Source organism: Curtobacterium sp. Curtsp22 (assembly GCF_059492135.1).
The window spans coordinates 1702199-1729093 of the sequence record NZ_CP168519.1; the positions used below are offsets into that span (position 1 = coordinate 1702199).

Genomic DNA, 26895 nt, shown 5'->3' on the forward strand with positions numbered 1-26895 from the left:
CGGTCAGGCCACGGGGCCGTACACCGGCGTCTCGGCCTGGTCGAGCTCGAGCTCCGCCGTCTGCTGGATGAGTGCGAGCAGATCGGCGTCGAGCCCCGGCGCGAACTCCTCGAGCCGCTCCGGCGCGATGAACGACGGCACCCCGGCGGGTGCCTGCTCGGACGCGTCGAGATCGGTGCCGTCGTTCGACGGGGAGGCGCCGCGGAAGATCTTCGCGGCCTCGGACGCACCGTCGAGGTCGAAGCTGTACTGCTTGCTCTGCAGCCCCAGGTCGACGAGCGCCTTGACCTCGGGGAACGCCTCGGCGTTGGTCTTCGGGATCGGCAGGAGCTTCCCCCAGTCCACACCGAGGGCCTCGAGCGCCTTCGCGTAGGCGTTCTCGTGCGCCTGGTCGCGCACGATCAGGTACGCGATGGTGCTGCGAGCGGTGGGGTTGTCGGTCATCTCGTAGATCCGGCACTTCTGCAGGCGGCCGGTCGACTCGAGCATGAGGTTGTACAGCAGGTCGAGCGGCAGGTTGCCGGAGTTGTACACGTAGCTGCCGCTCCACGGGTTCCCGGCGGCGTCGACCGGCAGGGCTCCTTGGGCACCGACGAGGTAGTGGTGGATGTTGCCCGTGTCGAGCGCGATGTTCAGAGGGGTCGCCCCCTTCGCCCCGGGGGTGTCGAGCGGGTCGGTGAGCTTGCCGGAGTACTCGGGAGCACCGTCGAGCAGCCGCGAGATCGTCGTGCCGATGAGCTCGACGTGGCTGATCTCCTCGGTCCCGACGCCCTGGATGAGGTCGCGGAACGGCTTCGCGGCCGGACCCCGGAAGTTCATCGCCTGGAACAGGTACTGCATCATCGTGCGCATCTCGCCGAACTGCCCACCGAGTCCCTCCTGCAGGGCGTTGGCGGCCGCGGGGTCCGGTTCGCCGTCGGCGATCTCGTTGATCCAGGTCTGTGCGTGGAAGTACATGTGGTCCTCCGTCCGAGCGACGGATCCGCCGCTGTCCTCACCGTCCTCGGCGGCGTCTGGCAGCCCGTACGGAACAGCCGCCGAACGCAGTCGCGTCCGTGGTCGGGTGCGCGAACTGCGTCGCGATGTGACCGATCGGCGACGACATGCGCGACACTGGTCGGACATGGTCCACGATGTCGCGCCGATCCACGTCGATCGCCGGGGGTCCTCCCTCGACGACGCCGTGGCGCTGTACGAGCGGGTGTACGACAGCCGGGACATCCACATCGGCGATGCTGCCCGCGACGGGTTCGCCTTCCGCTTCCGGGCCGTCGGCGACCAGGACGTGGTGGTGGGCACCTCGGACGTGGCGGCACGACGGTGGGGCACGATCGTCCCCGGTCACGACTACGTCCTGGCGTGGGCGACCGGCCCCGGCATGACGATCGACACCGGGACCCGCGACCCGGTGCAGCTGCTGCCCGGCATCCCGGTGATGTACCCGGTCGGTCGCGACTTCACGTTCGAGGGGCTCCCCTCCGGACAGCACTCGGTCCGGTTCGCTGGCGCGTTCCTCGAGTCGATCGCCGCTGCGCGCCGCGGCGACGACGAGCCGCGGCAGCTCGCGTTCCGCCGCACGCTGGGGGTGGACGCGCTGCGGCTGCTCCGCAGCCGGATCGGCGAGGCCGCACCGCGCCTCCTGGACCCGACGGCGCCGGAGACGGTCCGCGCACGCTGGAACCAGTCGATCGCGGACGCCGTGGCGGCGGCGTTCGACGCGACGCCGTCGTCTGCGCCCACGGTGGCGGTCGGGTCGTCGACGATCCGGTTCGCCAAGGAGTGGATGGTCGCGAACGCCCGCCGGCCGCTCACGGTCGCCCAGGTGAGCGCTGCGGCCGGGGTGAGCGCGCGGGGGCTGCAGGCCGCCTTCCAGCGGAACGTCGGCGTCCGGCCGATGCAGTTCCTGCGCGAGGCCCGGCTGCACGGGGTCCGCGCCGAACTGCTCGCGGGCGACCCCAAGCGCGTGACGGTCGCCGAGGTCGCGCTGTCGTGGGGGTTCAACCACCTCGGGCGGTTCTCCGGGTACTACGCCGAGGTGTACGGGGAGTCCCCCTCGCAGACCCTGCGCCGACGGGACGCGCCGAGGCCCTAGTCTGAGCGCATGTCAGTCGGTCTGCTCGCCATCGTCGACGACGTGCTCTCCGCGGCCCTCAAGGCCAGCGCCAAGACCGCTGGCGTCGTGATCGACGACGCCGCGGTGACCCCGCAGTACGTGCAGGGGCTCTCGCCCGCGCGCGAGCTGCCGGTCGTGGGGCGGATCGCGCTCGGCAGCCTCTTCAACAAGTTCGTCATCATCATCCCGCTCGCGCTGCTGCTCACGGCGTTCGCGCCGTGGGTGCTCCCCTGGCTGCTGCTGCTCGGCGGCACCTACCTGTGCTTCGAGGGGGCCGAGAAGGTCACCGAGTGGTTCGGCGCGCACCACGTCAGCGAGTCCGAGGAGACCGTCGCCGAGCCGAAGCTCGTGTTCGGGGCGATCCGCACGGACCTCATCCTCAGCACCGAGATCATGCTCATCGCCCTCGCCGGACTCGACCCCGACCTCGGGCTCTGGCCGACGCTCGGCGCTCTCATCGTCATCGGGCTCGTCATGACCGGGGCGGTCTACGGCGCCGTGGCCCTGCTCGTGAAGATCGACGACATCGGGCTGCAGATGATGAAGAACAGCGTCCGTCGCACGAGGCGGACGGGCGCGCGGATCGTCCGCGCCATGCCGACCGTGTTCCGTGTGATCGGCATCGTCGGCACGGTCGCCATGCTCTGGGTCGGCGGACACCTCGTGATCGCGAACCTGGCGGAGACGTTCTGGCACGGCCCGTACGACCTGCTGCACGCGATCGAGCACGGCATCGAGGCGACCGGGCCGGTCGTCACGTGGATCGTGGACACCGCGGTGTCGGCGGTGGTCGGGCTCCTGCTCGGCCTGGTGGTCGTCGCCGTCGTGCTGGGCATCGGACGGTTGCGCGGCCGCACCCACTGAGCGGGCCCGGCCGCCCCGGCTCCCGCGTCGGTCAGCGGGGCCGGCGCCCGGTCAGTTCCAGATCGCGATCCAGTCGACGCTGACGTGCCCGACCGCGCTCGCCGGGATCGCCCCGCCGTTCGTGGTGGTCTCTGCCTGCATGGTCACGCGGAAGGCCGTCGTCGGCACCGCCTTTGTGGTCGACGAGACGAGCTTGCCGTCCCAGTAGAACCGGACGATGCCCTTGTCCCACTCGGTCGTCGCGACGTGCCAGCCGGTGCTGTCCGAGGGCGCGAAGGTCTCCTTGCCCGGTTCGAACCGCATGCCGAGCGGCGTCCAGCTGCCCGGGACCGCCGAGGCCGGGCGGGGGCGGGCACCGAGGTCGGCCTCGGGCCAGTCGATCTCGCCCTCGTTCCAGTCGTCGCTCGACGGCCAGAGGATCGTCGAGAACTTGTAGCCCTGGGTCTTCGTCGTCTTGTACCGGATCGACACCCGACCCGTCTTGTGCGGGGCGTACCCGTCGGGCATGATCGCCGCGACGAGGGGCTGGCCCTTCTCGGTGTGCAGCGCGAAGTCGAGCACGCCGCCCTTCACGCTCAGGACCTTCGAGGGCGCGTACTTCCCCTTGCCGGTCGTGTCCGTGAAGCCGTCGTAGAGACCGATCCGCGGGTACGTCGCCGCGAACTTGCCGACCGGCGCGGCACTGTCGAACCCGGCGCGGAACGTCTGCTTCCAGGTCCGGCCGTTCGTCGTGACGTTCGTCTTCGGCATCGTCCGGCCGTCCGGCACGGTCGAGGTCGCCTTCGACGAGGCGGGGAGGGCCGCTGCTCCGGCGGGCGCGCCGGCAGCGAGGCTGGTCGCGGCGACGAGTGCGATCGAGAGCGCGGCGACGAGGACGGACGGGGACCGCATGCTGACTGCCTCCTGCGTGGGGGTGTGCGTGTGTTGCGATGGCCGTGGTGCTTGTGCGATGGAGTATCGGGCGTCGCTGCTCGTCGGTTAGTCGATTCCCGGCCTGGATCCCCCCGCGTTCAGGTTCGCTGTACCCGACGTACCCGTCTACCCCCGATCGGTACAGCCCTCGCTGTACTGTGGGTGCATGCTGCTCGTCGCTCCGCGCCTCGAGGTGATGAACCGCCTCGGCCGCGCCCTCGCCGATCCAACCCGCGCGCGGATCCTCCTCCGCCTGCTCGAGTCCCCCCGCTACCCCGCCGTGCTCGCCGACGACCTCGGGACCACCCGGGCGAACGTGTCGAACCACCTGGCGTGCCTCCGCGGGTGCGGGATCGTCGTGGCCGTCCCGGAAGGCCGTCGGACCCGCTACGAGATCGCGGACGCGCACCTCGCCCGTGCACTCGAGTCGCTCGTCGACGTCGTGCTGGCGGTCGACGACGGCGCGCCGTGCACCGACGACGCCTGTGCCGTGCCGCTCTGCTGCGGGCCGGGCGCATGAGCGCCGCGCTGCCCCTCGGGCCCGGTGCGACGGCCGTCCGGAGCGCGGTGCTGCGCCGCCGGATCCGATGGATCGTCGCCGCCACCATCACGTACAACGTCGTCGAGGCCGTCGTCGCGATCAGCGCCGGTTCGGTCGCGTCGTCCACCGCCCTGATCGGCTTCGGCCTGGACTCGATCGTCGAGGTGCTCTCCGCGGCCGCGGTCGCGTGGCAGTTCGCGGCGCCCGACCCCGAGCGGCGCGAACGGACGGCGCTCCGCGTGATCGCCGTCTCGTTCTTCGGGCTCGCGCTGTACGTCTCGGTCGACGCGGTGCTGACGCTGACCGGACTGCGCGAGCCGGAGCACAGCACGGTGGGCATCGTGCTCGCCGCGGTCAGCCTGGCCGTGATGCCGTTCCTCAGCCTGCTCGAACGGCGCACGGGCCGCGAGCTCGGTTCGGCGTCGGCCGTCGCGGACTCGAAGCAGACCCTGGTGTGCAGCTACCTCTCCGCCGCCGTCCTGGTCGGCCTGCTGCTGAACACCCTGTTCGGCTGGACCTGGGCGGACCCGGTGGCCGGGCTCGTCGTCGTGGTGTTCGCGGTCCGGGAAGGGCTCGAGGCCTGGCGGGGCGACGCGTGCAAGCAGCCCGTCGCCGCGCTCACCGGCGAGCGCGAGGTCGAGGCCTGCGACTGCTGCTGACGCGGGCGACGGCCGTCAGATCTCGACGTCGCTGCCCATCGTCACGGTGCGGTGCGCCGGCAACCCGAAGCGGGCGGCCGGGTCGGCGGCGTTGTGCGCCAGCCCGACGAAGAGCTTCTTGCGCCAGCCGACCATGCCCCGGTTCCCCGCCACCGGACGGAGTGCGCCGCGCGAGATGAAGTACGACGCGTTCGCCATCTCCTCGGGGTCGACGTCGAGCACGTCGGCCAGGCAGGCCGCGTGCAGGGCCTTCGGCAGGTCCTGGTCGTCCGAGAAGCCGAACTTGATCGTGATGTGGTCGATGCCGTCGTCCTCGTAACCGAGGTCGTCACGGAAGAAGGCCTTGGCGTGCGGCACGTGGGGCACGTTCGCGGTGATGACGGACACGATCACGACCGTCCGGTGCACCACGTGGTTGTGCTCGACGTTCGCCCGGAGCGCCAGCGGCGTCGTCTCCTTGTTGGGGTGCGGGAAGATCGCGACACCCTGCACGCGCGGGATGCCCTTCGTGTTGATCTTCTCGATGAAGTCGGCGAGGGACCCCTCGCGCTCCTTGCGTTCCTCCTGCACGAGCTGCCGGCCACGACGCCACGTCGTCATGAGCGTGATCACCGCGAGCGCGATGATCAGCGGGACCCATCCGCCGTGCAGAATCTTCGACAGGTTGCCGGCGAGGAACGTCAACTCGAGCCCGCCGAACGCCACCGCGGCGACGACGAGCTTCCACGTCTTCCAGTGCCACAGCGGCTTCACCACGAGCAGCAGCAGGAGCGTGTCGACGACGAGGGCACCGGTGACGGAGACCCCGTACGCGGTGGCGAGGCTCGCCGAGGAACGGAACGCGAGCATGACGGCCATCACGCCGATGAACAGCAGGAGGTTGACGGCCGGCAAGTAGATCTGGCCGCCCTCCTGCCGGGAGGTCTGCCGGATGGTGAGCGGCGGGAGCAGGCCGAGCTGCACGGCCTGGCGGCTCAGCGAGAACGCCCCGGAGATGACCGCCTGGCTCGCGATGACGGTGGCCATCGTCGCGAGGATCACGACCGGGATCTGCAACGCACTCGGGAAGAGCAGGAAGAAGGGGTCCTTCGCCGCCCCGGGCTGGTTGAGCACCAGCGACGCCTGGCCGAGGTAGTTCAGCACGAGGGCCGGGAAGACGACGAAGAACCAGGCGCGGAGGATCGGCGTCCGCCCGAAGTGGCCCATGTCGGCGTAGAGCGCCTCGGCGCCGGTGATGACCAGCACGACCGCGCCCATCGCAACGAACGTGATGTACGGGTGCGCGATGAGGAACGCGATGGCCCACGTGGGCGAGAGCCCCTGCAGGACGCCCGGGTGCGCCAGGATGTGCGGCACCCCGGCGGCGGCGATGACGACGAACCAGAGCAGCATCACGGGGCCGAACAGGTTGCCGACCTTGCCCGTGCCGACCCGCTGCACCGCGAACAGCACCACGAGGATGACCGCCGCGATCGGCACGATGAGGTGGCCGACGCTCGGGGCGGCGGTCTGCAGCCCCTCGACGGCCGAGAGCACGGACACCGCCGGGGTGATGACCGAGTCGCCGTAGAACAGCGAGACACCGACGATCCCGATGACCAGGAAGATCGTCGCTCCCCCGCGGCGCTTCGCGTAGAGGCGTCGGGCCAGTGCGGCGAGCGCCATCACCCCGCCCTCGCCGTTGTTGTCGGCGCGCATGAGCACGAGGACGTACTTGATCGAGACGATGATCGTGATGCTCCAGAACATCATCGAGATCACGCCGTAGACGTCCTCCTGGTTGGCCTGCACGATGCCGCCGTCGATCGTGAACACGGTGCGCAGCGCGTACAGCGGGCTCGTGCCGATGTCGCCGAAGACGACGCCGAGGGCGGCCAGGGCGAGGGCGGCGATGCCCTTCGCGGGGCCGTGGGTGCCGGCGTCGTCGGAGGTCTCGGCCGTCGGGGTCTGAGAGCGGGTCTCGGTCACGCTCGTCACTTCCGTCTCTTCGCCGTCCGTCCGACGGCGTCTTCGCCGTCCGGGCGACGGCCGCGGATCATCATCGCACCCGTTCGGCCGGAGCGCTCGCAGCGGGCGCACATGCCCACTCCTGAGGGATCGGGTGCGTTCCCCGGACGAACCCGCCTGCGGCGGGGGAACCTGTGCGGGCCGGAATGCCCGGGTGCCCCGGACACCGCGCACGTCGAGGAACGCGGTCGTACCGTCGGGGCAGGACTCCAGGAGGAACCATGAACTTCGACGGCTTCGACCCCGCGGGACTGATCGTCTTCTGCGTGGCGGTGGTGCTGGTCTTCGGCGGACTGATCTCGAGCCGACGGCGCCACTGACGCCCGGCCCTCGGCCCTCGGCCCGCGACCCCCGGCCCTCAACCCGCGGCGTTCAGGCCCGGTCGGCTCGCTCCTCCGACTCCAGCTCCGTCGCGACGACCGCCGCGAAGGCGTCCGCTCCGAAGTGGTCGTCGGCCGCCACGGTGACGACCGTGTCGCCGTCGAAGAGCAGCATCTGCCCGTACGCGCCGTGCAGCCGCCAGAGTCGGCCGGGGCCGTCCCACCCCGCCATCGCGTACCGCTCGTAGCCGGGGCCCGTGCCGTCGCGCTCGATCCAGTCGGTGTGCATCGCGTCGCACCAGCGTGCGCTGACGATGCGTCGCCCCGCGGACTCCCCGCGGTCGCGCACCAGTCGGCCGATCCGTGCGAGTTCGCCGGTGCGCAGCGCCAGGCCCTCGCCGCCGGCGACGTACCCGTTCGGGCAGCGTGCCCACGGCACGTCCTCGATGCCGAGCGGGTCGAACAACCGCCGGGCGACGAACGCGCCGACGTCGCCGACCCGGGTCTCGAGGACCCGCATCGCCGTGTACGTGCTCGCGTTCGCGTACTGGAACACCCGGCCGCGCGAGGGGCGCCCGAGGAACTCGGCCGCGAGGTCCGGCCAGTCGGTGAGCTCCGTCTCGGACCACGGCATGTCGACACCGCTCGTCATGGTGAGCAGGTGCCGGAGCGTGACCGTGTCCGTGCCCGCCCCGAAGCGGACGGCGGGCAGGAGGGCCGACACCGGGACGTCCACGTCGACGAGTCCGTCGTCGGCGGCGATCCCGGTGGCGAGGACCGCGATCCCCTTGGCGACGGAGTGGACCTCGCGGCGGACGTCGGGCGTCCAGTGGTGCTCGGCGGCGTCGTCCCCGACGAGGACGTGGAGGCCGTGGGCGGCGAAGCCGGTGGCGTCGACGTGACGGACGAGGGCGTCGAGGAGGTCGGTCGCGGTGCGCACCCGGCAATCCTCTCGCGGACGAGACAGCAGACGGACGGGACCGCAGACGGACGGGAGGCGCGGTGCCAGCCGGCACCGCGCCTCCCGTCCGTCATCGGGTCGCGTCGCGACCCGCACTCCGGTCGTCAGCGACGGCGGAAGTAGCCGTTCGCGCCACCGACGAACATGAGGATGGTCGCGACGATGACCGCGATGCCACCGATCCAGCCGAAGGCGTTGCCACCGGAGGCGGCACCCACGCCGACGCCGATGACCTGCAGGATCGCGAGCACGAGCAGGACGATGCGCGCCCAGTTGCGGCCGTCGCGCATCTTGAAGACGATGATCAGCTCGATGATCGCGAGGATGAAGGCGAAGATCGCACCGCCGATGAGCGGAGCCGTGCCGACGCCCTGCGCAGCCGAGGCGCCGCCGCCGGAGACGAGACCGATGATGCCCTGGATGATGTTCGCGAGGACGACCACCAGCCAGATCACGAACGAGACGGTGACGGTGGTCGGACGTCCCGACCGGGTTGTTCCTGACATGCTTGCTCCTTCTGCCGCGATCGCGTCCAGCGACCTCACCGTGAACGTACAGCCCTGACGGAAGTTTGTCCGGTGTCCCTGCGGACGCAGCCGGGAAACGCACGCCAGGATGGGGGTGCAGCACACCGACGAGGAGGACCCGTGGACAAGGCCCAGTACTCGCAGCCCATCCGGGAGTACATCGAGCAGCTCCGGACCGAGGGCTACAGCGTCGCCGACGGGCACACCGCCGACCCGGACCTCATCGACCCGTACGGCAACCCGGTCCTGACCTGGCGCGACGACTACCCCTACGACGAACGCCTCGGCCGCGAGGAGTACGAGTACCAGAAGTACCACCTGCAGATCGAGCTGCTGAAGTGCCAGTACTGGCTCGAGGACACCGGGCAGAAGGCCGTCGTCCTCTTCGAGGGTCGCGACGCCGCGGGCAAGGGCGGCACCATCAAGCGGTTCACGGAGCACCTCAACCCCCGGACCTCCCGCGTCGTCGCGCTGAGCAAGCCGAGCGAACGCGAGCGCGGCGAGTGGTACTTCCAGCGCTACGTGCAGTACCTGCCGTCTGCGGGCGAGATGGTCCTGTTCGACCGCTCCTGGTACAACCGCGCCGGTGTCGAGCGGGTGATGGGGTTCTGCTCCGACGACGAGTACGAGTCCTTCATGACGCAGGTACCACAGTTCGAGCGGATGCTCGTCGACTCCGGCATCCACCTCACGAAGTTCTGGTTCTCCGTCACCCGCCGCGAGCAGCGCACCCGGTTCGCGATCCGGCAGCTCGACCCCGTGCGGCGGTGGAAGCTGTCCGACATCGACCTGCTCTCGCTCGACCGGTGGGACGAGTACACCGAGGCGAAGACCGCCATGTTCGCGCGGACGAGCAAGCGGTACGCACCGTGGACGATCGTCCGGTCGAACGACAAGAAGCGCGCCCGCCTCAACGCGATGCGGTACTTCCTGACGCAGTTCGACTACCCGGACAAGGCGGTGGACGTGATCGGCCGGCCCGATCCGCTCATCGTCCGGCGCGGGAAGCGGGACGTCGACGTGGAGTAGGGGCGGCCAGGAGGCGCGGTGCCTGCCCGCAGCGCTGGGCGCGGTCGGAGCACGGCCTGGTTGGGTGGTCGCATGCGCCGCCCCGACACCGTCACCGTCGTCGTGCCGGTCCTCGACGACGCGGACCAGCTCCGCCGGTGCCTCGCGGCGTTGGCTCGCCAGACGCGGCTGCCCGACGAGGTGGTCGTCGTCGACAACGGCAGTTCGGACGACAGCGCGGCCGTCGCCTCCCAGGCCGGTGCCCGCGTGCTGCACGAACCCGTCCGGGCGATCGCCGCGGCGGCGTCCCGGGGCTACGACGCGGCGACGGGCACCCTGATCGCCCGGCTGGACTCGGACTCCTGCCCGGGTCCGGACTGGCTCGAGCGGGCGCTCCGGCACTTCGACGACGACCGCGTCGTGGCGGTGACCGGGCCGGGCGAGTTCCGCGGGCTCGGTCGTCTGGAGCGGGCGTTCTGGCACGTCGCGTACATGCGCGCCTACTTCGCCCTGATGACGGCGGCGCTGTGGCGGCCGCCGTTGTTCGGTTCGAACCTGGTCATCCGACGCCGCGCCTGGGAGGCCGTCCGGTCCCGCGTGCACCGGTACGACGCCGACGTCCACGACGACGTCGACCTGTCCGTGCAGCTCGATCCCGCGTGGCCGGTGGTGCTCGACCGTTCGCTCGTGATGTCCGTGTCGGGCGAGCCCGTCCGCGACCTGCCGGGCCTCGTCGTGCGCACGCGGAAGGCGCTCCGGACACTGGCGCTCGGCGGGTTCCGGATCCTGCCGGTCGTCCGGGCCGTGCGGCGCTGCTGGGCGACGCCCCGTGCCGTGCCCGGTCCCGTGGTCGAGCGCGCCCTCGGGCCGGACGTCGTGGAGCCACTCGAGGAGGTGCCGGCGTCGTGAGCGACTCCCCGCTCGTCGGGCCGCAGTCCGCCCCGGACCTGCACGTCCTGACCCTCAACGTCCGCCGACGCGTCCCGCACCGTCGGACCGACCACCCCGACGCCTGGACGCACCGCCGCGGTGCCGTGCTCGAGCTGCTCGGGTCCGAGTCCCCGCACCTCGCCGCCCTGCAGGAGGTCCTGCCCGACCAGGAGCGCTGGCTCACGGATCGGTTGCAGCCCCGGTGGACCGCGGTGCTCCGGGGTCGCGGGCGCCGTGGCGACGGGGAGCGCGTCGGGATGCTGGTCGACACCGACCGTCTGCGGATCACCGGCGAGCACGTCCGGGCGCTGTCCCGCCGGCCGGAGCGGATCGGGAGCCGGTCGTGGGGCACCCTGTTCCCCCGGATCGCCGTCGGCCTCCAGCTCGAGGACCGCGTCGCCGGCACGCGCTTCCTCGCCGTGTCCGTGCACCTCGACGTCGCATCGCCCCTGGCTCGCCGGCGGTCGGCGGAGCTCCTCGTCCGGTGGGCGGACGAGGCCGGGCTCCCGGTCGTCGTGCTCGGCGACGCGAACGCCCCCGCCGACAGTGCTCCGCACCGGGTCCTCACCGGCTCGGGGTTCGCGGACACCTGGACGGCGGCGGCCTCGCACGCGTCCGAGCAGTGGGGCACGCACCTCGGGTACCGCACTCCCCGGCGGGGCGGACGCCGGATCGACTGGATCCTGGCCCGCGGTGCCGACGGGGTGCGTGCCTCCGTGTCGGCGGCGGCCGTGTCGACGCGCCGACCGAGCGGGGTCTGGCCGTCCGACCACGCCGCCGTGCAGGCCGTGCTCCGGTGGGAGGCAGCGTGACCACGACCACCGCGGACCACCGCGTGATCGACCGGCTCGGTGCGACGTTCCTCCGCCGTCCCCGCGGCGCGGAGGTCGTCGTCGATGCCGTCCGCGCGGCGACGCTGGTGAGTCTCCCGGTCGCCACGATCGGGTGGGGCTGGATCGCGTTCGCCGTCCTCCTGCTCGCGCTGCTCGGGGTCGTCGTCCCCCGCGTGCTCGGACTCCGACCCGCCGTCGACACCGCCGTGTGCGCACTGGCACTCGTCGCCGGGTGGAGCAGCGTCCTCGGCTGGTACACCTCGGTGTTCCTGTGGGACAAGGTCGTGCACTTCGTGCTGCTCGCCGCGTTGACCGCGGTGCTCTGGGTGATCGCGAGCGACACCGGGGTGCTGCGCACGGGCGACCGCGTCGGTCGGGTCCAGGCGGTCGTCGTCGCCGGCGTGCTGTCGCTCGCGATCGGATCCGTCTGGGAGGTGTTCGAGTTCCTCGGGCACACCTTCCTCGACCCGACCATCTACGTCGGGTACGAGGACACCATCGGGGACCTGGCCGCCGACCTCGGGGGCGGGGTGCTCGCCGGGCTCCTGCTGCCCTGGGCCGTGCGGGACCGCCGGGTCGTCGCCGGACCGTCGTCCTGAGCCCATCCGGACCGCTCGCGCGCGCGGAGGGGTGCCCTGCCGGAGGGTGTCCCAGCGTCCCCTCCCACAGCGGCCGCCGTCGACCTAGCGTCGAGGGAATGCCAGCGAACCCAGCAGCCCAGCGCGAGCACGCCCAGCTCTTCCCGGACCACACCTCGACCCTCGCCGAGACGGACCCGGGGTTCGCGGCGTCCTTCGCCGACTTCGCCTTCGACGAGAGCCTGCGCGACGTCGCGATCACCCGGCACGACCGGCTCCTCGTCCAGCTCGGCGCGTCGATCGCCGTCGGTGCGCACACCGAGTTCGCGGTCCTCCTCGGAGCCGCGCTCGCGAACGAGGTCACCCCCGTCGAGGCGAAGGAGGTCGTGTACCAGGCCGTCGCCTACGTCGGCTTCGCCCGCACCGTCGACTTCCTCACGATCACCGACGACGCACTCGTCGCCCGCGGCGTCGCGCTCCCCCTTCCTGATCAGCGCACGACCGACCCCGAGACGCGACTGGCCCGCGGGCGCGAGGTGCAGGGACGGATCGTCGGCACCGACCGGGTCGACCACATGTACGACGCCGCGTCGCCCGACACGGTGCACTTCCAGCGGTTCCTCTCCGGCAACTGCTTCGGCGACACGGTGGCCCGCGGCGGGCTGGACCTCCGGACCCGCGAGCTCGTCACCTTCGCGATGCTCGTCGCGCTCGGTGGCGCCGACGCGCAGGTCCGCGGGCACGTCGCCGGCAACCTCGCCGTCGACAACCACCGCCGGGACCTGCTCGACGTGCTCACCGTCCTGGTGCCGTTCATCGGGTACCCCCGCACCCTGAACGGCCTCGCGGTCGTCGACGACGCGGCCCCCGCGACGGACCGGTGACGGACCGGTGACGGACTGGAGGCGCGGTGCTGGCTTGCACCGCGCCTCCAGTGAGTCCGTCAGCCGCGCGCCTCAACCCGCCGCCGCGGCCCAGCTCCTGCTCATGCGAACGAGACGGATTCAGGCCACAGCCGCTGCCGCCGGGGCAGCGAACACCTGTCGCGCCTGCCCGTTGACGCGAGCCTGCACGATGGCCGAGCCGAGGTTGCCGAGCAGCAACAGGAGCGCGTAGTTGCCGCCCGTGCCGAGGCCCGTGACGTGCGAGATGCCCTTCGCGAGCGACCAGTAGTACCAGAACACCCCGAACGGGCAGAGGATCCACCAGGTCGTCATCGCGCGGGCGCCGGCCTGGTTGACCTCCCCGCGGGTCTTGGCACACCAGACGATGGAGTAGATGCCGAAGGTGATGATCGGCAGGAAGAAGACGGCCAGTGCGGAGCGGCGCTTCAGAACAGGATCGTGAGTCATGTTCGACAACGTAGGGGCTGACTTCGCCAGCGCTCTTGCCCCAGTTCATGGGTCGTCGCCTCGCGAGCGCTCGCAGTTCGTGCATGTGTCGGTGTCTCGGGAGCCGCCACGGACTGGAGGCGCGGTGCGGGTGAGCCGATCAGCTCACCCGCACCGCGCCTCCAGTCCGGGACGCTGCGTCCGCAGCGTCGGTGCTCTCAGCTCCGGAGGAACGCGAGGATGTCCGGGTTGACGACGTCGGCGTGGGTCGTCAGCATGCCGTGCGGGTACCCCTCGTAGATCTTGAGCGTGGCGTCGCTGAGGAGCTCCGCCTGCTTCAGCGACGCGTCCCGGTACGGCACGACCTGGTCGTCGTCGCCCTGCAGGACGAGGACGGGGACGGTGATGGCCTTGAGGTCCTCCGTCTGGTCGGTCTCCGAGAACGCCTTGATGCCCTCGTAGTGCGCGAGCGCGCTGCCCGTCATGCCCTGACGCCACCAGTTCGCGATGACCGGCTCCGACGGCGTCGCACCGTCACGGTTGAAGCCGTAGAACGGGCCGGAGGCGACGGCCTGGAAGAACTCGGCACGGTTGGCGGCGAGCGCCTCGCGGAACCCGTCGAAGACCGAGATGTCGGTGCCGTCGGGGTTCGCCTCGGTCTTGACCATGAGCGGCGGCACCGCCGCGACGAGGACGGCCTTGGCGACCCGGCCCTGCGGCTGGCCGTACTGCGCGACGTACCGGGCGACCTGGCCGCCGCCGGTCGAGTGGCCGATGTGGATCGCGTCGTGCAGGTCGAGGTGTTCGACCACGGCGGAGACGTCGCTCGCGTAGTGGTCCATGTCGTGGCCGGTGCCGATCTGCGACGAGCGTCCGTGGCCGCGGCGGTCGCTGGCGATGACGCGGTAGCCCTCGGCCAGGAAGTACAGCATCTGCGCGTCCCAGTCGTCCGAGGACAGCGGCCAGCCGTGGTGGAACACGATCGGCTGCGCGTCGCGGCTCCCCCAGTCCTTGAAGTAGATCTCTGCACCGTCGTCGGTGGTCACGTATCCCATGGTGGTCTCCCTGTGGTCGTTCTGGTGTGGTGGTGGTCTGCGGTCGGTGGTCAGTCGCGGTCGCTGCCGGTCTCGCGGACGGCGGTCTCGATGACGTCGGCGACGTCTCCCGGGTGGGTGTGCATCACCAGGTGCGGAGCGGGCAGCTCGACGACGCCCCGCAGCCCCGCGCGCTCGTAGCCGAAGCGTTCGACGTCGGGGTTGATGGTGTGGTCCTCCGCCGAGACGATGCCCCAGCCAGGCGTGGTCTTCCACGACGCCACCGATGCCGGTTCCCCGAACGCGGCGCCGGTCAGCGGACGCTGCGACACGGCGAGGACCGCTGCCGTCTTCGGGTCGACCCCTTCCGCGAAGACGGAGGGGAACGCGTCGATCTTGACGGACACGTCGGTGCCGTCCTCCGCGCCGGCGATCGGGTACGGCGTGTACACGAGGTTCGCGGCGAGGTCGGAGTCCGGGAAGCCGCCCTGCAACTGCCCGAGGCTCTCCCCTTCCTCGAGGACGTAGCCGGAGACGAAGACGAGTCCGACGACGTTCTCGGCGGCTCCGGCGACGGTGACGACCGCTCCGCCGTAGGAGTGCCCGGCGAGGACGACGGGGCCGTCGACCGCCTCGGCGACGGCGCGGACGGACGCAGCGTCCTCCGCGAGGCTGCGGTTGTACACCGGCGGGACGAGCACGGTGTGGCCGCGGTCGAGGAGCTCCCGGGTGACCGGGGCCCAGCTGGCCGAGTCGGCGAATGCGCCGTGCACGAGGATGATGGTGGGCGTTGGCATGCGTTGCTCCCCTTCCCGATGGTGCGGTCCTATCGCTTCTGATCGGACGGTCAGGCACCATGAAGTTCCCCCTCATACAAGGGCCACCGGGTGCCCCGACACCAGGAAGAAAGCATGAAGAAACCACGTGTGGAACGAGCTGCTCGATGAGTGACCCGCTCGGTGTGCAGCTGCGCCGCCACCGGCTCATGGCGGACCTCACGTTGGAAGGGCTCGCGAACGCGTCCGGCATCAGCGACCGGACCATCAGCAACATCGAGCGCGGCATCAGCGTCGCACCGCAACGACGGACCCTGACGGCGCTCCTCGACGCCCTCGGCCTCCCCGACCACGAGCAGCAGGCGATGCTGCGTCTGGCGCGCCTGCCCCGCATCGCGACCGAGGGCTCGCCCCGCTCCGCGATGCTCGCGCCGGCCCTGGTGACGGACTTCACCGGCCGACCCGACGTGCTGCGGGACGTCGCCGCGTTCCTCGATCGCACCGACACCGACCTCGCTGCGCCCATCCTCGTGATCTGCGGGCCCGCCGGTGTCGGCAAGACGACCCTCGCCCTCGAAGCCCTGAGCCGGCACGAGTGGGACGACGGCACACGCGCCTTCGTCGACCTGAACGGCATGAACTCCCTGCCGCTGTCACCGCTCGGCGTGCTCCAGTCGCTCATCGCCCAGACCTCCGAGATCCGCGACATCTCGACCCTCGACGAAGCGATCGCCGAGTGGCGACGGATCACCGGCGGCCGGCGGGTCGCCGTCGTCCTCGACAACGCCGCGAACGAGGACCAGGTCCGCCCTGTGCTCGCCGCGACGAACATCGTGGTCATCGTCACCTCCCGCAGGAGCCTCGCCGGTCTCGTCAACGTGCGACGCATCACGCTCGAACCACTCGAACGGGCGGAGAGCGTGCAGCTGATCGGGCGGATCGTGCCCGCGTCGCAACGCACCGACGCCGACGCCGACGCCCTGGCGGTCGCGTGCGGCGACCTCCCGCTGGCATTACGGATCGCCGCCAACCGCATCGCCGCGCAGCCCCGGTCGACCGTGCGGGACTTCTTGGACACGATGGCCGCCCGACGGGATCCCCTCCGTGCCCTCGTCGCCGGGGACCTCGCCGTCGAACCGGCCCTGACCCTCTCCTACGGCCACACCGACGCCGCTTCACAGCAGCTGTTCCGCAGCCTCGCGCTCATCGACGGCGCCACCTTCGACGCGCACCTCGCCGCGGCCGCCGCGGGTGCCGACGTCGACGAGACCGCCGAGCGCCTCGACGAACTCACCGACCTCGGGCTCGTCGAGGCACGTGGCGGGAACCGCTACCACCTGCACGACCTGGTCCGACTGTTCGCCGCGGCACTCTCGCGACGCGACGAGTCCTCCAGCGAGCGGCAGCGACGAGCGCTCCGCCACTGGGTGCTCACCACCGCGCAGAACGCCGGGCTCTGGTTCGAACCGGACCGGGCCCCGGACCCCGAGGCTCCCGGACGCCACTTCGCCTCCGCCGACGATGCACGGGCTTGGCTGCGCATCGAGGGTCCGCAGTGGGCGAGCGCCGTGACGCAGGCGTACGCGCTCGGCGAGGACCAGCTCGTCCTCGACGTCGCCGAGGCCCTGCACTGGTTCTCCGACACCTGGCCCGCGTGGGACCTGTGGCGGATCCTGTTCCTCACGTCGGCCGACGCTGCTACACGCTCCGGCACGGACCGGGACATCGCGGTGCACCACGGCTACGCGACCTGGCTCCACCTCACCCAGGGGGAGTTCGACACCGCGCTGCGGTCTGCTCGGAGCGCCGTCGCCGCTGCCGAACGGACCCAGGACGACAGGGAACGGGGATGGGCGTCGTTCTACCTGGCCTGGACGCTGGGACGCCTCCTCGACCACGACGCCGCGCTACGCGAGGCGAGCCGCGCCATGGAGCACCTCACCCTCGCCGGCGACCAGGAGGGCATCACCCAGGTCCTCGCGATGGTGGCGAACTTCCTGATGCACGCCGGCGACCTCGCCGGCGCGGCGGAGCACTACGAGCAGGTCCTCAGCCTCCTCGAACGCCGGAGCGGCTCGCTCCCGCCGAACCTCGTCCTCGTGACCGGCGTGCACACGAGGACCCTCCTCGCGAAGGTCCTGAACCGCGACGGGCAGCCGGCGTACGCACTGGAGGTCATGCCCGGCGTGATCGCGGAGGCGACGGCGGCGCAGTTCGCCGACGGCGTCTCCCGGGCACACCTCGAACTCGCCAACGCGCTGCACCTGACCGGTGAGCTCGACGACGCCCGGCACCACCTCGCGGTCGCCGACGAGATCGCGACCGAGCACCGCCTGCTCGCGCTGTTCGCGGAGATCGAGAAGCTCCGGTCCGGCTTGGGGATCCCTGGGTCGCCGTGAGGAACGCGGCCTCGTACCGAGGCCGGCCGGGCTCCGCCTCCAGGATTCGAACCCGGACCTAACGGCACCAAAGGCCGTCGTGCTGCCATTACACCAAGGCGGAACGCGCACGGAGGCGCCCGTCCATCCTCCCACGACCGCGGCGGCTGGCCGTGCAGCCCCTGCTTCCGCCAAGATGGTGGGATGCCGCAGGAGGACGAGGTCGACCGCATCGTCGCGGCGTGGGGTCGCGAGCGCGCCGACCTGGACTTCGGCCCGCTCGAGGTCCTGTCCCGCGTCGACCGGCTCGCCCGACACCTCGACCGTGCACGACGGGCGGCGTTCGACGCGAGCGATGTCGAGCCGTGGGAGTTCGACGTCCTGTCGGCACTGCGGCGGGCGGGTGAGCCGTACGAGCTGAGCCCGAAGACGCTCCTCCAGCAGACGCTGGTGTCGAGCGGCACGATGACGAACCGGGTGGACCGGCTGGCTGCCCGAGGGCTCGTCGCGCGTCGCACCGACCCGAAGGACGGCCGGGGCATCCTCGTGTCGTTGACCGCCGACGGGCGCGCAGCGGTCGACGCCGCGATCGCGGACCTGCTGGCCGCCGAGCGGGCCATCCTCGCCGGGGTGTCCGACACCGAGCAGGACCAGCTGTCGGGGTTGCTCCGACGACTCATCCTCGGGCTCGGCGACTGATCCGACCGCCGAGCGGCTTCATCCGTTCGGCCGAGTCCACGGGCCGGGCTTCGGTCGTCGGGTCGATGTGCGACGAAGCCGGCTCCGGCCACGATGATCGACGTGCCCAGACTCCGCGCCCTCATCCGTCGCCGCCGCTCCACCCTGCTCTTCGTGCTGGTGCTCCTGCTGCTGGCGGCGGGCATCACGGCCACGACCTCGGCCATCGGTGCGCAGCGCCAGGCGAAGGCGGCGGGCGAGCTCTGCACCGCGGACGACCTCGCCGCCCGCTGGCACCACGGTACGCTGTTCCTCGACGCGCGATCTGCCCGGACGGGGAAGACGGTCCTGACGCACCGGGGTGACGAGCCGACGCAGACCGGCAGCACGATGAAGGTCGTCACGGCAGCCGCGGCGGTGTCCGCGCTGGGACCCGACCACCGGTTCACGACCCGGGTCGTCGCGGGCACCGATCCGGGCGCGGTCGTGCTGGTCGGCGGCGGTGACCCGACCCTGAGCCGACTGCCGTCCGGTCAGGACAGCGTCTACCCGCACGCACCGCACCTCGACGACCTGGCGCGGCAGGTGCTCGAGGCTCGTGCAGGGCGGCCGGTGACCTCGGTGCAGGCCGACACCAGCCTGTTCGACGGGCCGGCGTGGCACCCGAGCTGGTCGGAGAGCGCCCGGACCAGCGGCAGCGTCTCGAACATCACGTCGCTCATGGTCGACGGAGACCGCGACGACCCGACCGAGTCGTACTCGCTGCGGAGCGCCGGGGCGGTCGCGCGCGCTGCGACGGCGTTCGCGGCACTCCTCGGGCCGGACGTCCGGGTGGACACGACCTCGGTGCCGGCGCCGTCCGGCGCGCAGGTGCTCGGGACCGTGCAGTCGGCGACGGTGTCGGAACTGGTCGGGATGCTGCTCACGGACTCCGACGACACCCTCGCCGAGGTGCTCGCCCGCCACGTCGCCATCGCCGAGGGCGCCGGCCGCTCCTTCGACGCCGTGCAGGCCGGGAGCACGAAGGCCCTGGTGCGCTACGGGGTGCCGACCGGAGGCCTGCGCCTCGTCGACGGCTCGGGCCTCAGCCCCGACAACCGGGTACCCGCTTCGGCGCTCACCACGCTGATGCGCGCCGTCGCTTCGAAGCAGGACGGCCTCGGTCCGGTCGACGCCGGGCTCGCGGTCGCGGGACGGACGGGAACGCTCGGCGACGACGGCCGCTTCACCGGTGCCGCAGTGGACGCCCGCGGGCACGTCCGGGGCAAGACCGGGACGCTCGACGACATGTACGGCCTGACCGGGGTGACCGACGAGGTCGGCGGGGACCGCGTCGTGTTCACGGTCTTCGCCGAGGGCACGAGCGACCCCGTTGCCCGGAAGGAGATCGACGCCCTGGCAGCGGCGTTGTGGCGGTGCGGCGGATACGCTCCGGCACTGCGAGGGTAGCCTCCGGCCCATGCACGCGATCACCCTGGCCGTCGCCGACGTCGCACGCTCGGCGGAGTTCTACCGCGCCCTGCTCGGGATCGACGGCAGCGGGGTGATCGGAACCGAGTACCCCGCGACCGACACCGAGGCGGGCGGCACCACGGCGATGTTCACGCTCGACGACGGACTCATCGTCAGCGTGTACGGCCGCGACGACATGGCCGAGGACTCCGGGACCGTCCTGGCCACCGCGCCGAGCAGCACGATCGGGCACTTCGTGGACAGCCAGGCCGACGCCGAGGCGTTCCTCGACCGCGCGCGGGCCGCCGGTGCGACGATGCTCGCGCCGCCGTACACGCGGCCGTGGGGCATGTGGTCCGGCTTCTTCCAGGACCCCGACGGGCACCTGTGGGAGGTCGTCGCGAACCCCGGCGGCATCGCGCCTCAGGACGCCACACCGGCGTGATCGCGCTCCGAGCGGGCGCGGTCCGGCACGGCTTCTGCTGTGCGAACGCAGCACCGCCTACCACGAACGGGGGCCGCGTCCGGACCGCCACCTCCCCTACGGTGAGGACATGGACATCGGGCGAGCGGTCATCGGGGCGAGTGCGATCGGGGCGGTGGTCCTCGCGGTCGGGCTCGGTGTGGCCACGGCACCCGGGAACACCCTGCGGTCCGAGCCCGGGTGGGGTGCCGCGTGCGGGTCCTACCCCGACGGCGCACCGACGGCCGCCGCCTGGTTCATGGTGGAGTTCTCGAACGAATCGGGCCGGAGCATCCGTGTCCGTGACGTCACGATCTCGGACGTCGAGGACACCAAAGTGTCGCACCTCGCGGTCGTGCCGCACCCCGGTACGGCCAGCAGTGGACTCTTCGTCACGGACGATCCCGAGGTGCCGCGCGAGTGGGGCCAGACGGTCCCTCTCGGCGACGGTGTCACGGTGCCGCCACACGGGACTCTCGACTTCGGCGGGCGCATGGTCGTGCGGGACGGAGCGAGCGCCGGGCACGTCCGAAGGTTCACGGCCACCACGACCGGCCCACTCTGGACGACGAGCACCCGCACGCTCGACCAGTCGTTCACCATCGGTGTCGGCGACGAGAACGCCGGAGCGGCGATCGGCTGCGGGCCCCGGTTCGGCGACGACACCTGACCCAGGCCGAACCCCGCTACACCCCGAGCTGCTCCGCGACCTCGAGCCAGCGCTCTTCGAGCTGCTCGACCTCGGATTCCAGAGCGGCCAGGCGAGACTGCAGCTCCCCGAGACCCGCGTAGTCCGACTGGTCGTGCGTCGCGAACTGGTCGAGCAGCTGCTTCCGGTCGGCACCGACCTTCGCGATCTTGCGGTCGAGCGCCGACATCTCCTTCTCGGCCGTCCGACGCTCCGCGCCCGACAAGCCCGAGGCGGCCGCAGCCGACGCGCCGGGACCGGCCGGTGCACTGGACCCGGCCACGGCGCCGGCCGAGCCGGTCCCGCCAGCCGTGTCGGGCCTCCCGGCAGACGCGGCGGCAGCCGCTGACGCGGTCCCGCCACCGGTGCCGGCCGCACGGAGCCGCATGTACTCGTCGACGCCGCCCGGCAGGTGCCGCAGGTGCCCGCCGAGCACGGCGTACTGCTGGTCGGTCACGCGCTCGAGCAGGTACCGGTCGTGGCTCACGACGAGGAGGGTGCCGGGCCAGGTGTCGAGCAGGTCCTCCATGGCGGCGAGCATGTCGGTGTCGAGGTCGTTCGTGGGCTCGTCGAGGATCAGCACGTTCGGCTCGTCGAGCAGGATGAGCATGAGCTGCAGGCGGCGCTTCTGGCCACCGCTGAGGTCCTTCACCGGCGTGGAGAGCTGCGCCGAGGTGAAGCCCAGCCGCTCGAGCAGCTGGGACGGCGTCATCTCCTTGCCGTCGGCGACGTAGCTCGTCTTCTTGCGGGCGACGACCTCGCGGACGCGGTCGTCGGCGAACTGCGCGAGGTCGGCGAGCTGCTGGTCGAGGACGGCGACCTGCACGGTCTTGCCGGTCTTGACGCGGCCGCTCGTGGGCTGCAGGCGCCCGGACACGAGGCTGAGCAGGGTCGACTTGCCGGCGCCGTTCGGGCCGAGGATGCCGGTGCGTTCCCCCGGCGCGATCCGCCACTCGATGCGGTCGAGGATCTCGGTGCCGTCGAACGAGACGCTGACGTCGAGCAGGTCGACGACGTCCTTGCCGAGGCGCGCGGTCGCGGTCTTCGCGAGGGCGACCGTGTCGCGGATCGGCGGCACGTCGTCGATGAGGGCGTTCGCCGCGTCGATCCGGAACTTCGGCTTGCTCGTGCGGGCCGGGGCGCCGCGCCGGAGCCATGCGAGCTCCTTGCGGGCCAGGTTCTGCCGACGCTGCTCGCTCGCGGCGGCCTGCCGGTCACGCTCGACGCGCTGGAGGATGTACGCCGCGTAGCCGCCCTCGAACGGGTCGACGACGCCGTCGTGGACCTCCCACGTGTCGGTCGACACCGCGTCGAGGAACCACCGGTCGTGCGTCACGACCACCATTCCGCCCTGGTTCGCGGACCACCGGCGGTTGATGTGCTCGGCGAGCCACTGGATGCCCTCGACGTCGAGGTGGTTCGTGGGCTCGTCGAGGAAGAGGACGTCCCAGTCGCCGACGAGCAGGCGCGCGAGGGCGACACGGCGGCGCTGGCCACCGCTCAGCTCGTCCACCGACACGTCCCACGGGATGTCCGACACGAGGCCGCCGATGATGTCGCGGATCTTCGGGTCGCCGGCCCACTCGTGCTCGGCGAGGTCGCCCACGACGACGGTGCCGACCGTCTCTCCCGCGGGCAGGATGTCGCGCTGGTCGAGGTACCCGACGGTCAGGCCGCGGCGGTGCGTGACGCGGCCGCCGTCCGGTTCGAGGCGCTGGGACAGCAGGGCGAGGAGGGTCGACTTGCCGTCGCCGTTCCGGCCGACGACGCCGATGCGGTCGCCCTCGTCGATGCCGAGGGTGACGTTGTCGAAGACGACCTTGGTGGGGAACTCGAGATGCAGGTTCTCGGCGCCGAGGAGATGAGCCACCCGTCAAGGGTAGGCGGCGTGGCCGGGTGGTCGGTGCGGGGGGCGTTCCGCAAGGTGCGAGGTTCCTGGCTCCGTGGGACGGGCTGCGGGTCGCACGGCGGGCGGGACCTCGCATGGGGCGTACGTCAGGGGTGCGGCGCGGGTCGGGAGGCGCGGGTCAGGTCCCGGTGGTCGGCTCGCCCTCGCCTGCGGCTTCCTTCGCTCGCTTGAGGCGCGCCTGCGCCTCCCAGTACTCGATCTCGCGCTCGAGCTCGGCGAGCTCCTGCTCCGTGCCGCTCACCCGCTTGTCGCCGTGGGCGTTGCGGGCATCGCCGAGCGTGGCGTACCGGTCTTCGTGGCGAGCCGGCTCGAGGTACCGGCCGTGGTTCCGCTCGCCCGGCGCCCAGTCGTGTCCGACGGCGAACCAGACGATGCTGCCGACGACGGGGACGAGGACCACGAGGAGCACCCAGGCGAACTTCGGGAGCCCACGGATCTGGTCGTCGGTCTTCGTCAGGATGTCGATCAGGGCGAAGACCAGCAGGACCACGCCGGCCCCGTACAACAGCACGCTCATGGTCTCGGATTCTATGGATCGGCTAGGAACCGGCGCTACGCCCCGAACGCGTGGCGCGGTTGCGATCCGGCAACGGTCCGCTGCGGGGATCCACAGGGTCGCCGGCGAGGTACCGACGCGCGACGACGACGTCGCGGAACCCGAACCCGACCGCGACGGCGGCGGCGATCGCGGCGGCGAGGTAGAGCGGCCAGAAGAGAATGTTCGAGACCGCGAGCGAGGTCAGGAGGACGAGCCCGCCGCCGGTGGACAGCAGGGCGCGGCCGCTGCTCGACTGCACCGCGGTCGCGCGCACCACGTCCCGCCGTTCGTCGGGAGCGTCCACACGTCCCCGGATCGCCCGGTCGACGGCGTGCCGCTCACGGCCGGACAACGACCGGGTCACGGGGAGTCGCTCGGGGTGTCGGCTCGATCGGAACGTCCGGCTCGAGTCGAGGATGACGACCGCGAAGCCGACGCCGACCCCGATGGTCGCCGCCACCCAGCGTCCGTCTGAGTCCGGTGTGAACACGAGTGCAGCGGCGACCAGCGCGAGGACCGCTGCTGCGAACGCGACGGTCAGCGTGGCGATGGGCAGGCGGCGCGGCGGCTGCGCATCGAGCACGAGCCGTGCGCGTTCCTCGGCCAGCGCCCACCGGGACGCGGCCCGTGCTGCGGTGTCGGTCATCGCCCCCGATGCAACCAGATCGACTGAGGATGTGTCAGAGGGCGGCGACCCACTCGTCGGAGCCGTCGGTGAAGCGCTGGTGCTTCCAGATCGGCACCCGCTCCTTCACGAGGTCGACGAGCGCACCGCAGGCAGCGAACGCCTCGGCCCGGTGCGGGGACGACACGGCTGCGGCAAGCGCCATATCCCCGATGCCGAGCGCGCCCACGCGGTGCAGCACGGCGATGCGGACCTCGGGGTGGGCGTCGGCGATGGTCCGGGCCACCTCGGCGATGACCTCGCCGGCGCTCGGGTGCCGTTCGTACTCGAGCGCGGTCACGCCCTTGCCGCCGTCGTGGTCGCGGACGACCCCGGCGAAGGTGACGACGGCGCCGTCCTGGTCGGTGGCGACGACGGCCGAGACCTCGTCGACGGTGATCGAGCGGTCCACGACGTCGGCCACCACGACCCGGTCGCTGGCCGTCGCAGCGTCCGTCACGAGGCGCTCCGCTGGGCGTGGCCCTCGCCCGAGACCTGGGCGAGGACATGGTCGAGCAGGCCGTCGAGGACCGCGAGTCCGTCGGCGACACCACCGCGGGACCCGGGGAGCGTGACGATCAGGGTGCCGCCGGCGATCCCCGCGATGCCACGACTGAGCAGCGCGGTCGGTCCTGCTCCGGCGAGTCCGCGGCGCCGGATCTCCTCCGTGATGCCGGGGAGCTCGAGGTCGATGAGCGGTGCGATCGCCTCGGGCGTGCGGTCGGTCGGGGTGACGCCGGTCCCGCCCGTGGTGATCACGACCCGGGCGTCCGACAGGAGTTCGGCGGAGACCGTCTCGGCGATCGGGCCGCCGTCGGGCACGATGACCGGCTCGGCCACGGTGAAGGCTCGCTCTCGGAGCCAGCCCGCGATGACGGGACCGGTCCGGTCGAGCGCGGGGTCGACGGACGCCTGGGTCGACACCACCACGACGGCCGCCCGGCCCTTCGTCGGCTGCGAGGTCATCGGTTGCTCCAGTCCCCCGAGCGTCCGCCGTGCTTCTCGAGCACCCGGACGTCCGTGATCGTGGCCGTGCGGTCGACGGCCTTCACCATGTCGTACACGGTCAGGGCCGCGACGCTCGCGCCGGTCAGCGCTTCCATCTCGACGCCGGTCCGTGAGGTCGTCCGCACGGACACCTCGACGAGGACGCGGTCGTCGTCGCCGGTGATGTCGACCTCGACCCCGGCGATCGGGAGCGGGTGGCAGAGCGGGATGAGGTCGGAGGTCTTCTTCACCGCCATGATCGCGGCGATGCGGGCGGTGCCGATCACCTCGCCCTTCGGCAGCGAGCCGTCGAGGATGCGGGCGACGACGTCGGGGCGGGTGACGAGGGTCGCGGTCGCGGTGGCGGACCGCGCGGTGACGTCCTTCTCGGAGACGTCGACCATGTGGGCGGTGCCGTCGGCGCGGACGTGCGAGAGTTCGTCGGCGGCGGGTACTGGTTCGGTCAACGGAGACTCCAGACGGTCAGCGGGTCACCGGGCGCCACCGTGGCGGTGCCGATCGGGACGTGGACGAGGTGCGTGGCGGTGGCGTAGTGCGCGAGCAGGTGCGAGCTGGGGCCCCCGACGAAGTGCACGCGGCCGTCCTCGACCCGGCCGCGCCGGACCTGGTGCTTGCCCTCCGGCGAGGTCGCGGTGTCCGCAGCGGGCAGCACCACGGCGACGCGGTCGTCGGGGATCCCGGCGTCCGCCGCCAGGAGCGGGCGGAGGAAGACCTCGAACGAGACGAGCGCCGACACGGGGTTGCCGGGGAAGGACACCACGGGGACCGGACGCCCGGCGAGTTCGACGGTGCCGAACGCCTGCGGGCCACCGGGCTGCATCGCGACGGGGGTGACGGCGAGACCCCGCGGCTCGAGGGCCTGCCGCACGACCTCGTACGCCCCGGCGCTGATGCCACCCGTGGTGAGCACGAGGTCGGCCCAGTCCCCCACCGCATCGTCGAGGGCCGCGACGAACGTCGTCTCGTCGTCCGGCACCCGCACCGACCGCGAGACCACCCCGACCTCGGCGAGCGCCGCCCGCAGTGCGATCCCGTTGGCGTCGCCGATCGTGGCGTCACCGGCGCCCTGGAGTTCGGAGCCGGTGGACACGACGAGGACCCGGAGCTGCCGGACGACGTCGACCGTCGAGACCCCGGCCGCGGTGAGCGTCCCGAGCACCGCGGGGGTCACGGCAGCACCGGCAGGAGCCAGCTCGCCCCCGCTCGGCAGGTCGGTGCCCGTCGCCCGGACGAAGGTCCCGGGGGCGAGGTCGTCCGGCACCCTGATCTCGGAGAGGGCCAGCGCCGCGGGGAACGCCCCGGGATCGGTGGCCTCGACCGGGAACACCGCGTCGGCGCCGAACGGGATGCGCGCCCCCGTCATGATCGGCGCAGCGGTCCCGGGGTCCAGCGCCGGTGGCATCGTCCCCGCCGGGATCGGGGCGACCACCCGCAGCACGCGACCGGCGTCGGCGGCACGGACGGCGAAGCCGTCCATCTGGCTGTTGTCGAACGGCGGGAGCGGCACGGGTGCGACGACGGCACGTGCGAGCACGCGGTGCCCCCGTCCGCCGCCGGCACCGGTGGCGAGGTCGTCGATGTCCCGTGCCTCCGGGACCGCGGAGCGCCTGGCGGACAGGACCGGCGCGACCAGGGCCGCGATCTCGTCGCGGTGCTGACCGATCGTTCGCACGTGCGCCTCCGAACAGGTGAGAAGTGTGCCCGCTCCCGGTCCGGCCGGGGG

The 26895-nt window shown here is 71.9% G+C and carries 29 protein-coding genes, 1 tRNA gene and 1 pseudogene; 14 read left to right on the forward strand and 17 right to left on the reverse strand.

Translation table 11 applies throughout. The features are described from left to right. Positions 1-3: 3 nt before the first annotated feature. A complete protein-coding gene (locus tag ACEN8D_RS08045) occupies positions 4-957 on the reverse strand; it encodes a manganese catalase family protein (RefSeq protein WP_402717240.1) in 954 nt (317 codons plus the stop codon). 166 nt (positions 958-1123) lie between these two features. Between ACEN8D_RS08045 and ACEN8D_RS08050 the strand changes: the two genes are divergently transcribed. Together ACEN8D_RS08050 and ACEN8D_RS08055 are read left to right on the forward strand one after the other, a co-directional pair. Then, positions 1124-2092 carry a helix-turn-helix transcriptional regulator gene (locus tag ACEN8D_RS08050; protein WP_413398719.1) on the forward strand — a complete coding sequence of 323 codons (969 nt, stop codon included), beginning with the start codon at positions 1124-1126 and terminating at the stop codon, positions 2090-2092. A gap of 9 nt (positions 2093-2101) precedes the next feature. Further along, positions 2102-2977 (forward strand): DUF808 family protein, encoded by an 876-nt coding sequence (locus ACEN8D_RS08055; RefSeq protein ID WP_071295327.1) that lies wholly within the window; start codon positions 2102-2104, stop codon positions 2975-2977. Positions 2978-3028: 51 nt separating this feature from the next. On the opposite strand, the gene ACEN8D_RS08060 is transcribed toward ACEN8D_RS08055, so the two are convergent. After that, positions 3029-3868 (reverse strand): glycoside hydrolase family 16 protein, encoded by an 840-nt coding sequence (locus ACEN8D_RS08060; RefSeq protein WP_413398718.1) that lies wholly within the window; start codon positions 3866-3868, stop codon positions 3029-3031. Positions 3869-4055: 187 nt separating this feature from the next. On the opposite strand from ACEN8D_RS08060, the gene cmtR reads away from it, so the two are divergent. Together cmtR and ACEN8D_RS08070 are read left to right on the forward strand one after the other, a co-directional pair. Beyond that, positions 4056-4409, forward strand: a complete 354-nt coding sequence (cmtR, locus tag ACEN8D_RS08065; RefSeq protein ID WP_071295328.1) for a Cd(II)/Pb(II)-sensing metalloregulatory transcriptional regulator CmtR — start codon at positions 4056-4058, stop codon at positions 4407-4409. Next, positions 4406-5089, forward strand: coding sequence for a cation diffusion facilitator family transporter (locus ACEN8D_RS08070; protein WP_413398717.1), 684 nt, complete (start codon positions 4406-4408; stop codon positions 5087-5089). The genes cmtR and ACEN8D_RS08070 overlap by 4 nt, the downstream gene beginning before the upstream one ends. Positions 5090-5104: 15 nt before the next feature. Here the strand turns inward: ACEN8D_RS08070 and ACEN8D_RS08075 are convergent, their stop codons facing one another. The 3 genes from ACEN8D_RS08075 to ACEN8D_RS08085 all read right to left on the reverse strand — a co-directional run bounded on the left by ACEN8D_RS08075 (position 5105) and on the right by ACEN8D_RS08085 (position 8883). Continuing rightward, positions 5105-7066 carry a potassium transporter Kup gene (locus ACEN8D_RS08075; RefSeq protein WP_413398716.1) on the reverse strand — a complete coding sequence of 654 codons (1962 nt, stop codon included), beginning with the start codon at positions 7064-7066 and terminating at the stop codon, positions 5105-5107. Positions 7067-7468: 402 nt separating this feature from the next. Beyond that, complete coding sequence (locus tag ACEN8D_RS08080; protein ID WP_413398715.1) at positions 7469-8356, reverse strand: serine hydrolase domain-containing protein; 888 nt, start codon at positions 8354-8356, stop codon at positions 7469-7471. Positions 8357-8481: 125 nt separating this feature from the next. Beyond that, a complete protein-coding gene (locus ACEN8D_RS08085; protein ID WP_071295331.1) occupies positions 8482-8883 on the reverse strand; it encodes a hypothetical protein in 402 nt (133 codons plus the stop codon). Between the two features lie 141 nt (positions 8884-9024). Here ACEN8D_RS08085 and ppk2 point away from each other — a divergent pair, with 141 nt between their 5' ends. The 5 genes from ppk2 (at position 9025) to ACEN8D_RS08110 (ending at position 13137) form a co-directional block, all read left to right on the forward strand. After that, positions 9025-9933 carry a polyphosphate kinase 2 gene (gene ppk2 / locus ACEN8D_RS08090; protein WP_070416884.1) on the forward strand — a complete coding sequence of 303 codons (909 nt, stop codon included), beginning with the start codon at positions 9025-9027 and terminating at the stop codon, positions 9931-9933. A 72-nt stretch (positions 9934-10005) separates the two neighbouring features. Further along, positions 10006-10821, forward strand: a complete 816-nt coding sequence (locus tag ACEN8D_RS08095; protein ID WP_413398642.1) for a glycosyltransferase family 2 protein — start codon at positions 10006-10008, stop codon at positions 10819-10821. Next, positions 10818-11654: an endonuclease/exonuclease/phosphatase family protein gene (locus ACEN8D_RS08100; protein WP_413398643.1), complete on the forward strand. Its 837-nt coding sequence runs from the start codon at positions 10818-10820 to the stop codon at positions 11652-11654. Before ACEN8D_RS08095 ends, ACEN8D_RS08100 begins: the two co-directional genes overlap by 4 nt. Further along, positions 11651-12274, forward strand: a complete 624-nt coding sequence (locus ACEN8D_RS08105) for a DUF2238 domain-containing protein (protein WP_413398644.1) — start codon at positions 11651-11653, stop codon at positions 12272-12274. Before ACEN8D_RS08100 ends, ACEN8D_RS08105 begins: the two co-directional genes overlap by 4 nt. A 98-nt stretch (positions 12275-12372) precedes the next feature. Next, entirely contained in the window at positions 12373-13137 is a 765-nt protein-coding gene (locus ACEN8D_RS08110; protein WP_413398645.1) for a carboxymuconolactone decarboxylase family protein, read from the forward strand. A gap of 120 nt (positions 13138-13257) precedes the next feature. Here ACEN8D_RS08110 and ACEN8D_RS08115 read toward each other — a convergent pair whose 3' ends face one another. The 3 genes from ACEN8D_RS08115 to ACEN8D_RS08125 form a co-directional block, all read right to left on the reverse strand. Then, complete coding sequence (locus tag ACEN8D_RS08115; RefSeq protein ID WP_413398646.1) at positions 13258-13605, reverse strand: DUF4234 domain-containing protein; 348 nt, start codon at positions 13603-13605, stop codon at positions 13258-13260. Positions 13606-13802: 197 nt separating this feature from the next. Then, on the reverse strand, positions 13803-14639 hold the full coding sequence (locus tag ACEN8D_RS08120; protein WP_309778714.1) for an alpha/beta fold hydrolase: 837 nt from the start codon (positions 14637-14639) through the stop codon (positions 13803-13805). Between the two features lie 50 nt (positions 14640-14689). After that, positions 14690-15415, reverse strand: a complete 726-nt coding sequence (locus tag ACEN8D_RS08125) for an alpha/beta hydrolase (RefSeq protein ID WP_309778712.1) — start codon at positions 15413-15415, stop codon at positions 14690-14692. A gap of 146 nt (positions 15416-15561) precedes the next feature. On the opposite strand from ACEN8D_RS08125, the gene ACEN8D_RS08130 reads away from it, so the two are divergent. Then, positions 15562-17793 (forward strand): helix-turn-helix domain-containing protein, encoded by a 2232-nt coding sequence (locus ACEN8D_RS08130; protein WP_413398647.1) that lies wholly within the window; start codon positions 15562-15564, stop codon positions 17791-17793. A 31-nt stretch (positions 17794-17824) separates the two neighbouring features. On the opposite strand, the gene ACEN8D_RS08135 is transcribed toward ACEN8D_RS08130, so the two are convergent. Further along, positions 17825-17896 (reverse strand) — tRNA-Gln (locus ACEN8D_RS08135). 80 nt (positions 17897-17976) lie between these two features. On the opposite strand from ACEN8D_RS08135, the gene ACEN8D_RS08140 reads away from it, so the two are divergent. From ACEN8D_RS08140 to ACEN8D_RS08155, 4 genes are all read left to right on the forward strand, one after another. Then, complete coding sequence (locus ACEN8D_RS08140; RefSeq protein WP_070416944.1) at positions 17977-18471, forward strand: MarR family winged helix-turn-helix transcriptional regulator; 495 nt, start codon at positions 17977-17979, stop codon at positions 18469-18471. Between the two features lie 102 nt (positions 18472-18573). Beyond that, positions 18574-19899 (forward strand): D-alanyl-D-alanine carboxypeptidase/D-alanyl-D-alanine endopeptidase, encoded by a 1326-nt coding sequence (gene dacB / locus ACEN8D_RS08145; RefSeq protein WP_413398649.1) that lies wholly within the window; start codon positions 18574-18576, stop codon positions 19897-19899. Positions 19900-19909: 10 nt separating this feature from the next. After that, positions 19910-20347 carry a VOC family protein gene (locus ACEN8D_RS08150; protein WP_413398650.1) on the forward strand — a complete coding sequence of 146 codons (438 nt, stop codon included), beginning with the start codon at positions 19910-19912 and terminating at the stop codon, positions 20345-20347. Between the two features lie 109 nt (positions 20348-20456). Beyond that, positions 20457-21035 (forward strand): hypothetical protein, encoded by a 579-nt coding sequence (locus ACEN8D_RS08155; RefSeq protein WP_413398651.1) that lies wholly within the window; start codon positions 20457-20459, stop codon positions 21033-21035. A gap of 16 nt (positions 21036-21051) precedes the next feature. Here ACEN8D_RS08155 and ACEN8D_RS08160 read toward each other — a convergent pair whose 3' ends face one another. From ACEN8D_RS08160 to ACEN8D_RS08195, 8 genes and pseudogenes are all read right to left on the reverse strand, one after another. After that, positions 21052-22398 carry an ABC-F family ATP-binding cassette domain-containing protein gene (locus ACEN8D_RS08160; RefSeq protein WP_413461488.1) on the reverse strand — a complete coding sequence of 449 codons (1347 nt, stop codon included), beginning with the start codon at positions 22396-22398 and terminating at the stop codon, positions 21052-21054. 56 nt (positions 22399-22454) lie between these two features. Next, positions 22455-22923, reverse strand: a pseudogene (locus ACEN8D_RS08165) (ATP-binding cassette domain-containing protein); the annotation flags it as partial. A 157-nt stretch (positions 22924-23080) separates the two neighbouring features. Then, positions 23081-23479: a PLDc N-terminal domain-containing protein gene (locus ACEN8D_RS08170; protein ID WP_070416948.1), complete on the reverse strand. Its 399-nt coding sequence runs from the start codon at positions 23477-23479 to the stop codon at positions 23081-23083. Between the two features lie 22 nt (positions 23480-23501). Further along, positions 23502-24146, reverse strand: a complete 645-nt coding sequence (locus ACEN8D_RS08175) for a hypothetical protein (protein ID WP_413399207.1) — start codon at positions 24144-24146, stop codon at positions 23502-23504. Positions 24147-24180: 34 nt separating this feature from the next. Continuing rightward, positions 24181-24624 (reverse strand): molybdenum cofactor biosynthesis protein MoaE, encoded by a 444-nt coding sequence (locus ACEN8D_RS08180; protein WP_413399208.1) that lies wholly within the window; start codon positions 24622-24624, stop codon positions 24181-24183. After that, positions 24621-25130: a MogA/MoaB family molybdenum cofactor biosynthesis protein gene (locus ACEN8D_RS08185; RefSeq protein ID WP_413399209.1), complete on the reverse strand. Its 510-nt coding sequence runs from the start codon at positions 25128-25130 to the stop codon at positions 24621-24623. Before ACEN8D_RS08185 ends, ACEN8D_RS08180 begins: the two co-directional genes overlap by 4 nt. Then, on the reverse strand, positions 25127-25618 hold the full coding sequence (gene moaC, locus ACEN8D_RS08190) for a cyclic pyranopterin monophosphate synthase MoaC (RefSeq protein WP_413399210.1): 492 nt from the start codon (positions 25616-25618) through the stop codon (positions 25127-25129). Before moaC ends, ACEN8D_RS08185 begins: the two co-directional genes overlap by 4 nt. Beyond that, entirely contained in the window at positions 25615-26844 is a 1230-nt protein-coding gene (locus ACEN8D_RS08195; protein ID WP_413399212.1) for a molybdopterin molybdotransferase MoeA, read from the reverse strand. Before ACEN8D_RS08195 ends, moaC begins: the two co-directional genes overlap by 4 nt. Between the last annotated feature and the right edge of the window lie 51 nt (positions 26845-26895).